Annotated in this window: 12 protein-coding genes; 7 read left to right on the forward strand and 5 right to left on the reverse strand. The window is 65.1% G+C overall.

What is annotated here, in order from left to right:
• Positions 1–55 precede the first annotated feature (55 nt).
• Both KMZ68_RS05740 and KMZ68_RS05745 read left to right on the forward strand, forming a co-directional pair.
• On the forward strand, positions 56–1,420 hold the full coding sequence (locus KMZ68_RS05740; protein WP_249779534.1) for a serine hydrolase domain-containing protein: 1,365 nt from the start codon (positions 56–58) through the stop codon (positions 1,418–1,420).
• A gap of 114 nt (positions 1,421–1,534) precedes the next feature.
• Positions 1,535–2,500: a VOC family protein gene (locus KMZ68_RS05745; RefSeq protein ID WP_215614884.1), complete on the forward strand. Its 966-nt coding sequence runs from the start codon at positions 1,535–1,537 to the stop codon at positions 2,498–2,500.
• 21 nt (positions 2,501–2,521) lie between these two features.
• Here KMZ68_RS05745 and KMZ68_RS05750 read toward each other — a convergent pair whose 3' ends face one another.
• Together KMZ68_RS05750 and KMZ68_RS05755 are read right to left on the reverse strand one after the other, a co-directional pair.
• Entirely contained in the window at positions 2,522–3,448 is a 927-nt protein-coding gene (locus tag KMZ68_RS05750) for a J domain-containing protein (RefSeq protein ID WP_215614885.1), read from the reverse strand.
• Positions 3,449–3,645: 197 nt separating this feature from the next.
• The gene (locus KMZ68_RS05755; protein WP_215616210.1) at positions 3,646–5,118 is read right to left on the reverse strand and encodes a GH1 family beta-glucosidase; all 1,473 of its coding nucleotides are present in this window, start codon (positions 5,116–5,118) and stop codon (positions 3,646–3,648) included.
• A gap of 300 nt (positions 5,119–5,418) precedes the next feature.
• On the opposite strand from KMZ68_RS05755, the gene KMZ68_RS05760 reads away from it, so the two are divergent.
• The 3 genes from KMZ68_RS05760 (at position 5,419) to KMZ68_RS05770 (ending at position 9,635) form a co-directional block, all read left to right on the forward strand.
• Positions 5,419–6,171: a hypothetical protein gene (locus KMZ68_RS05760; protein ID WP_215614886.1), complete on the forward strand. Its 753-nt coding sequence runs from the start codon at positions 5,419–5,421 to the stop codon at positions 6,169–6,171.
• A gap of 59 nt (positions 6,172–6,230) precedes the next feature.
• The gene (locus KMZ68_RS05765) at positions 6,231–7,106 is read left to right on the forward strand and encodes a dihydrodipicolinate synthase family protein (RefSeq protein WP_215614887.1); all 876 of its coding nucleotides are present in this window, start codon (positions 6,231–6,233) and stop codon (positions 7,104–7,106) included.
• 201 nt (positions 7,107–7,307) lie between these two features.
• Positions 7,308–9,635 carry a xanthine dehydrogenase family protein molybdopterin-binding subunit gene (locus KMZ68_RS05770; RefSeq protein WP_215614888.1) on the forward strand — a complete coding sequence of 776 codons (2,328 nt, stop codon included), beginning with the start codon at positions 7,308–7,310 and terminating at the stop codon, positions 9,633–9,635.
• Between the two features lie 52 nt (positions 9,636–9,687).
• Here the strand turns inward: KMZ68_RS05770 and KMZ68_RS05775 are convergent, their stop codons facing one another.
• Genes KMZ68_RS05775 through KMZ68_RS05785 form a run of 3 tightly spaced genes read right to left on the reverse strand, consistent with a single transcriptional unit; the run spans position 9,688 to position 12,914 of the window.
• On the reverse strand, positions 9,688–10,884 hold the full coding sequence (locus KMZ68_RS05775) for an acyl-CoA dehydrogenase family protein (protein WP_215614889.1): 1,197 nt from the start codon (positions 10,882–10,884) through the stop codon (positions 9,688–9,690).
• A 13-nt stretch (positions 10,885–10,897) separates the two neighbouring features.
• Positions 10,898–12,043, reverse strand: a complete 1,146-nt coding sequence (locus KMZ68_RS05780) for an acyl-CoA dehydrogenase family protein (protein ID WP_215614890.1) — start codon at positions 12,041–12,043, stop codon at positions 10,898–10,900.
• A gap of 22 nt (positions 12,044–12,065) precedes the next feature.
• Positions 12,066–12,914: an enoyl-CoA hydratase gene (locus tag KMZ68_RS05785; protein ID WP_215614891.1), complete on the reverse strand. Its 849-nt coding sequence runs from the start codon at positions 12,912–12,914 to the stop codon at positions 12,066–12,068.
• A 226-nt stretch (positions 12,915–13,140) separates the two neighbouring features.
• Here KMZ68_RS05785 and KMZ68_RS05790 point away from each other — a divergent pair, with 226 nt between their 5' ends.
• Entirely contained in the window at positions 13,141–13,746 is a 606-nt protein-coding gene (locus KMZ68_RS05790) for a LemA family protein (protein ID WP_215614892.1), read from the forward strand.
• A gap of 129 nt (positions 13,747–13,875) precedes the next feature.
• Positions 13,876–14,730, forward strand: a complete 855-nt coding sequence (locus KMZ68_RS05795; RefSeq protein ID WP_215614893.1) for a TPM domain-containing protein — start codon at positions 13,876–13,878, stop codon at positions 14,728–14,730.
• Positions 14,731–14,748 lie beyond the last annotated feature (18 nt).

Below are 14,748 nucleotides of genomic sequence, written 5' to 3' on the forward strand. Positions count from 1 at the left end.
CTGCCTCCGTCCCCGGAGTGCAGCGGCCCAGAAGTGATAACGACCGGGTAGGAAAGTGTCCGGCCGCGAGCTAAGCTATCGATGTGTTGCCTGCGCGAAGTCCCCTGGGGAGAGACCGGCCTTTGCGGAATCCCCGCTGCCAAATCGAGCGAGAAATTCTTTGCTCAGTCGGCGTGATGCATTGTTGCGAACGGCGGGGCTTGCGGTCGCGGGCTTAATTCCTGCCGCGTCGCTGCACGGCGTCGCCGCGCCGCTGCGCAAGCCGGTTCGGAGCGGGGAGATTGGTGCGGCATTGCAGGCGAAAGTCGACGCCGGTGAAATACCGGGTGTCGTCGCGATGGCTGCGAATGAACGGTCGGTCGTCTATGAGGGTGCGTTCGGCACCCGCAACATGGCCACGGCGACGCCGATGTCGGCCGACACGGTCTTCCGCATCGCCTCGATGGTCAAGCTGCTGACGTCGGTGGCGGCCTTGCAACTGGTGGAGCGGGGCAAGTTGAAGCTGGACGAGCCGGCTGCCCACATCGACGAACGGCTCGGTTCGGCCAAGGTCCTCGCCGGCTTCGATGCGAAAGGCCTTCCGCAGCTGAGACCGCCGCACAAACCCGTCACGCTGCGCCATCTCTTGTCGCACACCTCCGGCTTCAGCTATCCGCTGTGGGACCCGAATGTCGTTCGCTACCTCAAGGTCGCCCGTAACCATCCGGCGCTGCCTCGCCGGCCGCTGATGTTCGAGCCGGGGGCAAGATGGGCCTATGGTGGCAGCCTCGATGAGGTGGGCCGGCTGGTTGAAATCGCCGGCGGCAAGAGCATCGACCAGTATTTTCGCGACCACATCCTTGGCCCGCTCGGCATGAACGACACGGCCTTCGCGATCACCGACGAGCAGCGCGCGCGCCAGGCCAGCCTGCATGTCCGGGGTGCGGACGGCAGGCTTCTGCCGCAGCCGCTGGAAAAGCCGACCGCACGGAACGCGCCCACGGGCGGAGGCGGCATCTATTCGACGGCGCCGGATTACCTGACGCTGCTGCAGGCGCTGCTGAATGACGGAAGCCTTGGCGGCACGCGCATCCTGCGGCCGCAGACCGTCGCCCTGATGTCCGCAAACCAGATCGGCAACCTTGAGGCCGGCATCCTCAAGACGGCGAATCCGGCGCTTTCGAACGACGTGGATTTTTTTCCGGGCGTTCGTCTGCGATGGGGGCTCGGCCACATGATCAATGTCGACCCCGTGCCGGACGGCCGCAACGCCGGCAGCCTGACCTGGGCCGGCCTGTTCAACACCTACTACTGGATCGATCCGACGATGCGGGTCGCAGGCGTGATCATGATGCAGATCCTCCCCTTTGCCGACCCGCAGGCCCTGAAGGCCTATCGGCAATTCGAGCGCGGGATTTGTCATGCGGTCAGGCCAGCCTGAAAGTCGCCGGACCAACGCACATGTGATCGAACACGCGCACCGCAGCCGGCGGCAGCGGATCGAAAGCGTGATAAACCGCCGCAAACCGATCCCAACCCAGGCAAGAAACCCACGATGAACCTCGACCTGACCCGCCGCACCTTGCTGCATCTCGCCGGAGCCTCCTCATTCGCGGCGGCTGCCGCAGCGGCGGAGCGCGCCGAGGGAGGCGGCAGCGGCGGGGGGCCGACCTTCGCCAACCGCACGCCGATGCGCGTCGGCATGGTGACGATGCGCGTCCGCCAGCTCAATCCGGTCGCGGACTTCTACCGCGATGTGCTCGGCCTCACCGTGATGGAACGCTCGGCCACCGGTGCGACGCTCGGTTCGGGCGGGGTGAAGCTCCTGGTGCTGGAGGCGCGTCCGGACGCCACCAACGAATCCCGCAATGCCGCCGGCCTCTATCACACGGCGTTCCTGATGCCGACGCGCAAGGATCTGGCGCGCTGGCTGGTCCATGCCGCGATCCATCGCGTGCCGCTGTCGGGCTTTGCCGATCACCGCGTCAGCGAATCCGTCTATCTCGACGATCCCGAAGGCAACGGCATCGAGGTCTATGCCGATCGCGATCCCTCGCTCTGGCAATGGAACGCCGGAACCGTGACGATGGGGACCGACCAGCTCGATGTCGACGATCTCGTCTCGCTCACCGATGTCAGCGTCAGCGATTATGCCGCGGCGCCGGAGGGCCTGCGCATCGGGCACATGCATCTGCGCGTCGGCGATCTCGCGAAGGCCGACGGCTTCTACCGCGGCGCCATCGGCTTCGATCCGACACGCGCGCGCAACGGCGCCGCGTTCCTGTCCTCGGGGCGCTATCATCACCATCTCGGTCTCAATGTCTGGCAAAGCGCGGGCGCCGGCCGCCGCGACGATGCGGCCACCGGCCTTGCCTGGTTTTCGCTGGAAATCGAGCAGCCGGATTTGTTCGCGGCGCTGGAACAGCGCCTGCGTCAGGCCGGTGTCGAAGTAGCAGCAGTCGCGAACGGGCTCGAGACCGCCGACCCCTGGGGTACGCGGCTGCGTCTCGTCAAGGTCTGAGCCGCCCGGAGACCCTGCGCGTTAGTGCAGCACCGCCGTCATGCTTTCCTGCCGCGACGGATCCTGCGCCATCATTCGTGGACGGGGCACCGGTATCACCGGACGTGCAACGGCGGCCGGGCCGAGGCGCGGCGCGGCCGCCGTCGCCGACGCAGGTTTGACGCGGACCGGCTTTTCGATCTGGTTCTCGACCCGGTTCGTCGGCGCTATGTCCGCGAAGGCGCGCTCGAATCGGCGCAACCGATGGAACATGATGCCGCGGTCGTTGCGGGCGGCCGTCATGTTCGGATCGAGCAGGCTGGCCTGATTGGGGGCGGCGACGGCGCGGTTCGGATTGCCGTTGCGGTGGGTGAGAGCACTCCGCGCCCGGGAGGGCCTGGCATCGCGGGTGGCGAGGTCGAGTGCCGGGCCGACCTTGGCCGCCGGGATATTCCCGGCATTGGCCTTGGGGACGTCGGTGTCCGGCCCGCCGGCTTCGGCGGGAATGCCTGCACCCTCGTCTTTCGCCAGTGAAGCGCCCTTGCCGGTCGTGACCGGCGGCGGTGCCGGATCGACGGAAGCCGATGCGTGCATGGCGGGTCTGTCTGCCGGCGCAACCATTGCCGACGACATGTGCATGAACAGCACATAGCCACCGACGGTTACCACCGAGGCTGCGGCAAGCGCGATCACGCCGGAGGCGAGCTTGTGAATCCGGGCGGCGGTGGCGTGCCCGTTCGCCGATGCTGCTTCGATGTGCGCGAGATCGAGCAGATGGTCGTAGGCGGCGCGCTGCTCCGCGTCACCGAGGATTTCGTGGGCACGGACGATCCGCCTGAAGTTCCAGGCCGCATCGGGATCGCCGGGACGGATATCGGGGTGAGCGCCCTTGACGGCTCTGCGGAATGCTGTCCGCAGACCTTCCGCATCATCGTTCGGAAGAGCGCCGAGCAATTCGTAAAGCGTCATCGTCGCTCTCGCTGCCGGGTTTCCTCGCCTCCGTTCGAAATTCCCGCCATGAATTTACTCTGGAGCACGCATACAAACTGAACACTAAAGCCTGTGGATAATGTTGAGGCAGTAGGGCGGAAAAAAGACTGGTCCGACGCGAACCGACCGCTGTTGTGGCGCAAGCAAGGCATCGGCGAGACGGCCCGCCTTGTGCTTCACACCCCGATCGCGTTCTTCGCCACCACGTCCCGGTAGAATGACGCGCTCAGCTTCGGCATTCGCGCCTGGGTCTCGAAGTCGACGCGATACACGCCGAACCGTTTTTCGAATCCATAGATCCATTCGAAATTATCCATCAGGCTCCACAGGAAATAACCCCGCACCGGCACGCCCTCCGAGGTCGCGCGCTGCAGCTGCGCCAGGTAGTTGCGCAGGTACATGATGCGGTCGAGGTCGTTGACCGTTCCGTCGGCGGTGAGCTTGTCCTCGGACGAGGTGCCGTTCTCGCTGATGTAGATGGTGTCGATGTTCCAGACCTTGGCGGCCAGCCGCGGCGCCCAGTAGATCGTCTCCGGGCCGACCAGCAGCCATTCGGAATTCATGTGCGGGAACGAAGCAGGGAACGGCAGCACGGCCCAGCCCGGCTTCTGGTCGGAAGCGGCAATGTAGAATTGCGGCGCGTAGATGTTGAGGCCGACGAAATCATTCTTCGAGGAGATGATCTTCAACTCCTCGGCGGTGAATTTCGGCGCGTCCTTGCCGGCGTATTCCAGAAAGCCGTCGGTGTATTTACCTTCCAGGATCACGCCCAGAAAGCCCGCATTCATTTCGCGCGTCGCCATCTCCGCAGCGCGGACATTTTCCGGCGTATCGAACGCCGGCACGCAGGCGGCGATGTTCTCGGCCGGGCCGACCTTGGTGCCGGCGCGCGCCTTGGCGCGGATCGCCTGCACGGCGAGCCCGTGGGCCAGAACGACATGGTGACGCGCCTGATTGAGTTCGGCGGCCGGCAGCTTCAGTCCGGGGGCGTCGATGCCCCAGCCGTAACCGAAGTTCAGGAATCTTCCGGCTTCGTTGAGCGTGAAGATGTTCCTGACTCGGTCGCTCAGGCGTTCGGCCACGTAACCCGCGTAATCCGCGAACGCCTTTGAGGTGTCGCTGGATTGCCAGCCGCCGACACGGTCCTGCAGGGCTTGCGGCAGATCCCAGTGATACAGCGTCGCATAGGGCTCGATGCCGTTGGCCAGCAGTTCATCGAGCAGCCGGTTGTAGAAATCGAGGCCCTTCGGGTTCGGCGCACCCGTGCCGTCCGGAAACACCCGCGGCCAGGCGATCGAGAACCGATAGGCCCGGACGCCGAGGTCCTTGATCAGGCGAACGTCCTCCTTGTAGCGGTGATAGTGATCGTTGGCGCGATCGCCGCTGTGGCCGTCCTCGATCTTGCCAGGCGTGTGGCTGAAGGTGTCCCAGATCGAGCGCCCGCGGCCGTCCTCATCGACGGCGCCCTCGATCTGATAGGCCGACGTGGCGGTGCCCCAGACAAACCCCTCCGGGAAAGCGGCGGGGGCGTGCCGCTCGGGCGCGGCTTTGGTCTCGCCTCCCGCGGGCTTTGCGGGCGTCGCCGCCAGGCCGAGGGTGGACAAGCCCGCAAGTTTTGCAAAGTGCCGGCGCGAAAACCTGGCGAACATCGACATCATCCCGTCTCTCATTCGTGCTCATCCGACTTCGGGCCGGGCGTCACCCAGGGATCTGCCAGGCCGAAATCCCGTCGATCTCGAACGCGACTGTAACAGGAGATTCGGTAACCACGAATCCGATGCCTTGCAAGAAACGCAAGGCGACTGCCGGTCGCCCGGGTGCCCGGCCTGTTTCTTGCGTAGCCGGGATCAGCGTTTGGAGCTTTGTCCGAATGGCGACAATCCTGTCGAGCCGGATCGACTGGCGCGGCGGCTTCCCGACAGTGACAGGGCCACATGGTGGAATGAAACATGACGGATATGGCGGAACTGCAAAAGCGCAAGGAAGCGCTCAATCTGGCGATCGTGTATGTCGAGCCCGATGCCTTCATTGCCAATTTCCTGGGTCGGCTGGAAATCACCGCGTTCATCACCGCGCAGCGGGCAGGCATGGCGCGAATTCCCGATGACGGGATCACGCCGGGGCTGTCGGAAGATCAGTTGAAACGCGCCGATGTGCAGAATGTAGGAGATGACGCGATCTTCGCATTTTGCATGACGGCAGCGCTGAAAGGCGACAAAGCGGCGGTGGACAAGGTGGAATCCGCTTTGGTCGAGAGCATGGGGAAGGAGTTCCCGGGCTCGTCCGGCCTGTGGCACTTTCGCGCGACGATCGAAACTCCGGCAACGCTGGAAGACTTTGTCGGTCAGGCCGGCAAGAAATTGCTGCTCGGCGATATCCCGCCGCCGCCGCTGCGCGCCAAGGAAAACTGGAGCACCGGACTGCGCTTCTTCGAGAAGGCGCGCAAATCCAATTTCGTCCACGAGATCATGTATCCGCTGGCAAAATGGACGCGCGCGCGCTGGACCGAGACGCTGGAGAAGGGCGTGGCCTTTCTCCAGCACATCGAGGACAACGTTCCCGTCCTGCGCGAGGCGCTGGAAGACACCCGCAACGACCAGCCCTTCATCGCCAATTCGCTGCTGAAGCTCGCCCCTGCCGTGGATATGGAACTGAATGACGAATACCAGGGATTCCTGCGATCCCTGGCGCGCCGCATTTAGCGGGGTGCACCCGGCACGCATTTGACCCGGGCGCTGCGGCGGTTCTAAAGTCCGCCATCATGACTGAATTCCACGGCGTCTTTCCCTATCTCGTCACCCCCATCGATCCCACAGGCCAGATCCGCACCGAGGTGCTTGCTCGCCTCTGCGACGATCTGATCAAGTCCGGCGTGCACGGGCTGACACCGCTCGGCTCGACCGGCGAGTTCGCCTATCTCAACAATGCACAGCGGCTGACGGTGGTGCAGACCACGATCGAGGCCGCCAGGGGCCGGGTGCCGGTGGTCGCCGGCGTCGCCTCGACCTCGACGGCCGATGCGGTGGCGCAGGCGAAGGCCTGCCAGAGGCTCGGGGCCGACGGCATCCTGGCGATCCTCGAAGCGTATTTTCCGGTGCAGGACGCGCAGATCGAATCCTATTTCCGCGCCATCGCGGATGCGGTCGATATTCCCGTGGTGATCTACACCAATCCGCAATTCCAGCGCTCGGACCTGACGCTCGACGTGATCGAACGGCTCGCGGCCCACCCGCGGATCGGCTACATCAAGGACGCCTCGACCAATACCGGGCGGCTGTTGTCGATCATGAACCGCTGCGGCGACGGCATAAAGGTGTTCTCGGCGTCGGCGCATATTCCGGCCGCCGTGATGCTGATCGGCGGCCTCGGCTGGATGGCGGGACCGGCCTGCATCATTCCCCGGCAAAGCGTCGAACTCTACAATCTCTGCAAGGCCGCGCGCTGGGACGACGCGATGAAGCTGCAGCGCCGGTTGTGGCGCATCAACGAAGCCTTCGCGCGCTTCAACCTCGCCGCCTGCATCAAGGCCGGGCTCGCGATCCAGGGCTACGACGTCGGCGATCCCATTCCGCCGCAGGCGGCCCTGACCGCCGACCAGCGCAAGGTGGTCGAAGCGGCGCTGCGGGAGGTGGGGTAGCAGCAGCCGTCATTTCGGGGCGCGTCGAAAACGCGAACCTCAGATGTGCAATGGCACATCTGGGAATCTCGAGATTCCGGGTCTGCGCCTTACGGCGCATCCCAGAATGACGGGATAAGTGGCATGACGGCGGTTGGTTGTTTCGCGCCCAAAATCCGCTAAAACCCGCCCAACGTTACAAAAGACCCGAAGGACCAACTGATGAACATTCTTCCCGGCAACATGCGTTTCGGTGCGGGCCAGCCTGTCAAGCGTCTTGAAGATCAGCGATTGCTCACCGGGAAGGGGCAGTTCATCGACGACAAGCCGGAAGACGGCGCGCTGTGGCTGCATGTGCTGCGCTCGCCGCATGCCCATGCCAAGATCGTGTCGATCGACAGCAAGGCGGCAGCGGAGATGCCGGGCGTGCAGGCGGTTTACACCGGCGCCGATCTGGTCGCCGACGACGTCGGCACCATCCCGACGCTGTCGGTGTTCATGCGGCCGGACGGCAAGCCGATGACGGTGCCGCCGCGGCGGCTGCTCGCCCATGAGGTGGTGCGCTTCGCCGGCGAGCCGGTCGCAGCCGTAGTGGCGACGTCGCGGGTGGCGGCGCAGACCGCAGCCGAGGCGATCGCGGTTGAATATGAAGTGCTGCCGTCGGTGGTAGATCCGGTCGAGGCGATCAAGCCGGGGGCGCCGGTGGTCTGGCCCGAGGCGCCCGACAACATCGTCGCCGCTATGAGCTATGGCGACGCCGCCAAGGTCGAAGCGGCCTTCGCCGGCGCCGCGCATACCGTCTCGCTCGATCTGGTCAGCCAGCGGCTGGTGCCCTCCGCGATGGAGCCGCGCTCGACCATCGCCGAGATCGACAAGAAATCCGGCCGGCTGATCCTGCACGTGCAGTCGCAGACCCCGGGTTCGACCCGCGACGTGCTCGCCGAAGCCGTGCTGAAACGGCCGAAGGACAGCGTGCGCGTGCTGGTCGGCGATATCGGCGGCGGCTTCGGCCAGAAGACCAACCTCTATCCGGAAGACGGCATGGTGGCCTATGCCGCCACCAAGCTCGGCAAGAAAGTGCGCTGGCGCGGCGACCGCACCGACGAATTCGTCGGCGGCACCCATGGCCGCGATCTCACCTCCACCGGCGAGTTCGCGCTAGACGCCAAGGGCCGCGTGCTGGCCTACCGGGTGCGCTCGATCGGCGGCACCGGCGCCTATTCGACCGGGGCGGGCAACATCATCCCGCTGGTGCTCGGGCCCTTCGTGCAGTCCGGCGTCTACGACCTGCCGCTGGTGCATTACGAGGTCAAATCGGTCATGACCCACACCGCGCCGGTCGGCGCCTATCGCGGCGCGGGGCGGCCGGAGGGCGTCTTCATCGTCGAGCGGCTGATGGACGCCGCCGCGCGGCAGATCGGGATGGATCCGCGTGCTATCCGCAAGGTGAATTACATCAAGCCCGCGCAACTGCCCTACACCAACGCCGTCGGCCAGGTCTATGACTCCGGCGCGTTCGCGCACATGCTGGAGCGCGCCTCCAGGCTTGCCGACTGGGACGGCTTCGCCGCGCGCAAGAAGGCGGCGAAGAAGAAGGGCCTGCTCTATGGCCGCGGCCTGACCAGCTACATCGAATGGACCGGCGGCCGCGCGCATACCGAAAAGGTCAGCCTGCACGCCACCGCCGAAGGCCGCATCATCCTGCACTCCGGCACCATGGCGATGGGGCAGGGGTTGCAGACCACCTACACCCAGATGGTCTCGGAATCGCTCGGCATCCCCATGGACAGGATCGACATCGTGCAGGGCGATACGGATCTGGCCACCGGCTTCGGCAGCGTCGGCTCGCGCTCGCTGTTCGTCGGCGGCACCGCGCTGGCGGTGTCCGCCGCCGACATGATCGCGAAGGCGCGCGAGAAGGCGTCGAACATTCTGGAAGCCTCCGTCGAGGACATCGAATATCGCGACGGCACGCTCACCGTAGTCGGCACCGACAAGCGGATCGGCCTGTTCGAGGTCGCGAAGAAGGAGAGCGGCGCGCGGCTCAGCGTCGACAGCGAGGGCGAGGTTGACGGCCCGAGCTGGCCGAACGGCACCCATATCTGCGAGCTCGAGATCGATCCCGAAACCGGCGTCGTCAGTATCGTGCGCTACACCACGGTCGACGACGTCGGCGTCGCCGTCAATCCGATGCTGGTGACGGGGCAGATTCACGGCGGCGTCGCGCAGGGCATCGGCCAGGCGCTGTATGAAGGCGTGTCCTACGACCCCGAAGGGCAGTTGCTGACCGCGAGCTACCAGGACTATTGCCTGCCGCGCGCCGACGACATTCCGCCGATCGCGGTGGCGCTCGACGAAAGCGCGCCGTGCAAGACCAATCCGCTCGGCGCCAAGGGCTGCGGCGAATCCGGCACGATCGGCGGCACGCCCTGCATCGTCAACGGCGTGATGGATGCGCTTGCCGAACTCGGCATCAAGAACCTGGCCACGCCTCTGACGCCGATGCGGCTCTGGCAGGCGATAAGGGACGCGAAGGCGGCGAGGGCGTAGTTCCTCCGTCGTTCCGGGTTCGATGCTTCGCATCGCCCCGGAATGACTGGGGCTACAGCCCCAGCACCATCTTGGCCACGATCTCGCGCTGGATTTCCGAGGAGCCGCCGAAGATGGTGTAGGCGCGGCCGTTGAGATATTCGGGCACCACCGGCAGCATGTTTTCCGGTATCGCAGGCTGCTCGTTGAGCCTGTAGAGCGGCCGCAGCGGCTCGACATAGAGCCCGTCATTGCCGATCACCTCGACGCCCAGTCGCGTCACCGCCTGGCGGATTTCGCTGACCCGCAGTTTCAGCAGCGACGACACCGCGCCCGGATTCTGTCCGGTCTGCAGCGCCGACAGCACCCGCAGCTCGGTCATTTCCAGCGTGTCGATATCGACCTCGATCTCCGACATCCGCACCGCGATGTCGGGATCGTCGATGGCGCGGCCGGTCGCTTCCGATTCCGCCAGATCCGAGACGGTCTTCAGCGCGTCGCGCAATTTGGCCGAGGCGATGCCGGAGCCGCGCTCGAATTCGAGCAGGTATTTGCCGTAGGTCCAGCCCTTGCCTTCCTCGCCGACGCGATTGGCGACGGGCACGCGGACGTCGTCGAAGAACACCTGGTTGACCTCGTGGTCGCCGCCGATGGTGAGGATCGGCCTTGTCGTGATGCCCGGACTTTTCATGTCGATCAGAATGAAGCTGATGCCGTCCTGCTGGCGCTCGGTGTCGTTGGTGCGGACCAGTGCGAACATGCGGTTGGCGTGGTGCGCATGCGTGGTCCAGATCTTGGTGCCATTGATGACGTAGTCGTCGCCGTCGCGTACCGCGCGCGTCTTCAGCGAGGCGAGGTCGGAGCCGGAGCCGGGTTCGGAATAGCCCTGGCACCAGTAGTCTTCGCCTGAGACGATCCGCGGCAGATAGAAATTCTTCTGCTCCGGCGAGCCGAAGCCGATGATGACGGGGCCGACCATCTTGACGCCCATCACGTTGACGTTGGGCACGCCGGCGCGGGCGCATTCGGTCTCGAAGATCCAGCGCTGCGCCGGGGTCCAGTCGGGCCCGCCATGCTCCACCGGCCATCCCGGAGCGCCCCAGCCTTTCCTGTGCAGCGCTCGCTGCCAGGCCATGCCGATGTCGGGATCGGAAAACACCGACGGCGTCAGCGCGGTCGCGCGCTTCATTTCCGGCGTGAGGCTGGCCGCAATGAAGTCGCGGACTTCTTTCTCGAAAGCGCGCTCCTCGGCGCTGAAGGTGAGATCCATGGATGGCGCTCCTTTATGCGTGCGCCCGCCCGCCCAATGCGGCGTGGCGGCGATAATGATGGGCGCTGCCGCCGAACAGGGTGTCGAAGGCGAGCAGCCGCTTGAAGTAGGAGCCGATGTCGAGCTCTTCAGTGACGCCCATGGCGCCGTGCAGCTGCACCGACTGTTCGGCGACGAAGCGGGCGCATTTGCCGATTTTTGCCTTGGCGCCCGAGGCGGCGCGGCTGCGCGCCACCGGTTCGGCGTCGACCATCAGCGCCGCGCGCAACGCCATCGAACGCGCCTCGTCGGTCTGCATCGCCATGTCGGCGAGGCGGTGGCGGATCACCTGGTTGGCGGACAGCGGCCGGCCGAACTGTTTCCGGATCTTGGCGTATTCGAGCGTGGTGTCGAGCAGCGTCTGCATGATGCCGACAGCTTCGGAACCGAGTGCCGCCATCGCACGATCGACCACGGCCTCGATCGCGGCCAGCGCGTCGCCGCCGTCGCCGAGCAGGGCCTCGGCGGGAAGGCGGACGCCTGCAAGATCGAGATTGCAGGCGCGGCCGCCGCCGAGCCGCGCATAATCGCGCCGCGTGAGGCCGGGCGTATCGGCGGGAACGAGAAACAGGCACAATTTCCCGGATGCGCCGTTGTTGTTGGCGACCCGGGCGGAGACGATGATCTGCCCTGCGGCGTTGCCGTCGAGCACGGCAATCTTCTGGCCGTCGAGGCGCCAGCCGTCCGGCATCTTTACCGCCGTGGTCCCGACCTCGGCCAGATCGAAGCGCGCGGCGCGTTCGGAATGCGCCAACGCGAGAAACAGCGAGCCGTCGGCGACCCTGGGCAGGATGGCCTGCTTCTGCGCGTCGGTGCCGCAGGCGGCGACCAGCGCGGCGCCGATCACCACCGTCGACAGATAGGGTTCGGAAACCAGCCCGCGCCCGAAGGCTTCCATCACGATGCCGGTTTCCACCGCGCCGGCGCCGAGCCCGCCATAGGCCTCATCGATCGGCAGCGCCAGCCAGCCGAGTTCGGCGAACTGTTTCCAGATCGCGGGACTGCAGCCTGCCGGTTCGTTCGCTGCGCGGCGGCGGTGATCGGCGGTGTAGGTCTCGGCGATGAAGCGGTCGACGCTTTCGCGCAGCAGGCGCTGCTCGTCGCTTAAGGTAAGGTCCATCTGATCTCTTTTGCTCGAACGGTTATACCTGGACTGATTTCTTGACCGAGGGATGCAGTCCGGCGGGATCGACCACCATGCCGAATTCCTGCAGGTTATGCGCGTGACACAGCTGATGCAGCGCGAACGCCTGATCGATCGCCGCGGGCTGGCCCATGACGTCGACCGAGCGGTTGACGGCTTCCTTGGTCAGCTTCAGCGCGAACGAAGGCTTGGCGGCGATCCGCTCGGCCAGCTTCATCACGAATGACGAGAGGTCGGGCCGCGGCACCACGTGATTGACCATGCCGAGCCGGTGCGCCTCCTCTGCGCTCCAGGCGTCGGCGGTGAACAGCAACTCCTTGGCCTTGCGCGGGCCGAGTTCCCAGGGATGCACGAACCATTCGACGCCGCACACGCCCATGGTGACCACGGGATCGCAGAACTCGGCGTCATGGCTGGCGACGATCAGGTCGCAGGCCCAAGCCAGCATCAGCCCGCCGGCGATGCACTTGCCGTGAACTTCGGCGATCGTCGGCTTGGCCAGATTGCGCCAGCGCCGGGTGATCTGCAGGTAGATCTCCTGCTCGCGGGCGAAGCGGCCATGGGCGTTCGGCTCGGCGAAACCGCCCCAATTTCCGATCGGCGGAAAATCCACGCCGGCTTCGTTCTTTCCCGTGGCCCGCAGATCGTGCCCGGCCGAGAAATGCGGCCCGTGGCCGGCCAGGATGATGACCTTGACCGCATCGTCCTGCACCGCGGCATCGAATGCGGCGTTGAGGTCGTAGGTCATCTGCAGGTTCTGCGCGTTGCGCGCCTCGGGCCGGTTCATCACGATCCGCGCGATGCGCGGCTCCGGCCGTTCCACGATGATGGTCTCATAGGCGGTCATGGACGGTTTCCTCTTGTTTTGGCCATGTTGACTATTTCATCAAATGATAGGCAAGGGCCATTGGCGCAAAATAGGCCAGAACAGCCGTCATTCCGGGGCGCGCACGAGCGCGAACCCGGAATCTCGAGATTCCGGGTTCGATGCTTCCGCATCGCCCCGGAATGACGGCGTGGAAGTTCCGGGCGGTTCTGCTACCTTGCGGAGAATTCCAACGGGAGAAATTTCGATGCGCAGATTATGGACCGTGCTGGCGGCGCTGGCGTCGCTGAGTCTCACCAATTGCGGCTATAATGCGATCCAGACCAATGACGAGCAGGTCAAGTCGGGCTGGTCCGAGGTCGTCAACCAGTACCAGCGCCGCGCCGACCTCGTGCCCAATCTGGTCAATTCGGTGAAGGGCTTTGCGCAGCAGGAAAAGGACGTGCTGCTCGGCGTCACCAATGCGCGGGCCAAGGTCGGCAGCGTCCAGGCGACGCCGGAGGTGCTCAACGACCCCGCCGCGTTCCAGAAATTCACTGCCGCCCAGGGTGAACTGTCGAGCGCGCTGTCGCGACTGCTGGTCGTGACCGAGAACTACCCGCAGCTCAAATCGGACGCCTTGTTCAAGGATCTGATGGCGCAGCTCGAAGGCACCGAGAATCGCATAACGGTGGCGCGCAACCGCTACATCAAGGCAGTGCAGGAATATAACGTCGGCATCCGCACCTTTCCGAACAACCTGACCGCGATGGCGTTCGGCTACAAGGAGAAGCCGAATTTCTCGGTCGAAAACGAAAAGGCGATCTCGACCGCGCCGAAGGTGGATTTCAGTCCAGCGCCGGCGGCAAAGTAGGCCGGCAGAGCATGATCCGGAAAAGTGGGAACCGGTTTTCCGAAGAGATCATGCTCAAACGGAGAGGTGAGATCATGATCCAATTCAACCTCATCGGATCATGATCCAGGCAACTGAGAATTGGCCGCGATGAACGCTGCAAGAGCCGCCTTTCTTGCGCTGCTGCTGTGCTTCTCGTTTGCGGCGGCGGCCGACGTCGCGGTGCCGCCGCTCACCGGGCGCGTGGTCGATCAGACCGGGACGCTGTCCGGCGGCGACATCGCTTCGCTGACCCAGACGCTGAAGAACCTCGAAGCGCGGAAGGGCAGCCAGGTCGCGGTACTGATCGTGCCGACCACGTCGCCCGAGACCATCGAGCAATTCGCAATCCGGGTGGCGGAAGCCTGGAAGATCGGACGCAAGAAGATCGACGACGGCGCGCTGCTGGTCGTGGCCAAGGACGACCGCAGGCTGCGCATCGAGGTCGGCTACGGCCTCGAAGGTGCGCTCAACGACGTCACCGCCAAACGCATCATCGACGAGGCCATTACGCCGAAATTCAGGAGCGGCGATTTCGCCGGCGGCATTTCCGCCGGCGTCGACCGCATCATCCGCGTCATCGACGGCGAGAAATTGCCGGCGCCGGAGCAGCGGCAGAGTTCCGGCTTGCTGAGCGATATCGATCCTTTCAATCCGTTCGTCATCTTTTCCCTCTTCATTGTCGGCGGCATCCTGCGGAGCGCGCTGGGCAGGCTGATCGGTTCGGTGGCGACGAGCGGCGTGGTCGGAGTGCTGGCATGGCTTCTGGTCGGATCGCTGGGGCTGTCGATCATCCTTGCGATCATTGCGTTCGTCCTCACCATGTTTGGCGAGAGCATCGCGTCGTCAGGCGGGCGAGGCGGCACCTGGTCCGGCGGCTCGTCTTCGGGAGGCAGCAGCTCGAGCGGCGGATTCAGCGGCGGTGGCGGCAGTTTTGGTGGCGGTGGCGCGTCGGGGAGATGGTAGATGTCTGGGAGCTGGTAG

The sequence above is a fragment of the Bradyrhizobium sediminis genome, from assembly GCF_018736105.1.
GTDB lineage: Bacteria > Pseudomonadota > Alphaproteobacteria > Rhizobiales > Xanthobacteraceae > Bradyrhizobium.

Excerpts from the sequence above, each read along its gene's own strand:
- KMZ68_RS05780 (WP_215614890.1), bottom strand. The coding sequence starts at position 12,043 with ATGGACCTTACCTTAAGCGACGAGCAGCGCCTGCTGCGCGAAAGCGTC.
- KMZ68_RS05760 (WP_215614886.1), top strand. The coding sequence starts at position 5,419 with ATGACGGATATGGCGGAACTGCAAAAGCGCAAGGAAGCGCTCAATCTG.
- KMZ68_RS05770 (WP_215614888.1), top strand. The coding sequence starts at position 7,308 with ATGAACATTCTTCCCGGCAACATGCGTTTCGGTGCGGGCCAGCCTGTC.
- KMZ68_RS05755 (WP_215616210.1), bottom strand. The coding sequence starts at position 5,118 with ATGTTCGCCAGGTTTTCGCGCCGGCACTTTGCAAAACTTGCGGGCTTG.
- KMZ68_RS05765 (WP_215614887.1), top strand. The coding sequence starts at position 6,231 with ATGACTGAATTCCACGGCGTCTTTCCCTATCTCGTCACCCCCATCGAT.
- KMZ68_RS05795 (WP_215614893.1), top strand. The coding sequence starts at position 13,876 with ATGAACGCTGCAAGAGCCGCCTTTCTTGCGCTGCTGCTGTGCTTCTCG.
- KMZ68_RS05785 (WP_215614891.1), bottom strand. The coding sequence starts at position 12,914 with ATGACCGCCTATGAGACCATCATCGTGGAACGGCCGGAGCCGCGCATC.
- KMZ68_RS05745 (WP_215614884.1), top strand. The coding sequence starts at position 1,535 with ATGAACCTCGACCTGACCCGCCGCACCTTGCTGCATCTCGCCGGAGCC.
- KMZ68_RS05750 (WP_215614885.1), bottom strand. The coding sequence starts at position 3,448 with ATGACGCTTTACGAATTGCTCGGCGCTCTTCCGAACGATGATGCGGAA.
- KMZ68_RS05775 (WP_215614889.1), bottom strand. The coding sequence starts at position 10,884 with ATGGATCTCACCTTCAGCGCCGAGGAGCGCGCTTTCGAGAAAGAAGTC.
- KMZ68_RS05790 (WP_215614892.1), top strand. The coding sequence starts at position 13,141 with ATGCGCAGATTATGGACCGTGCTGGCGGCGCTGGCGTCGCTGAGTCTC.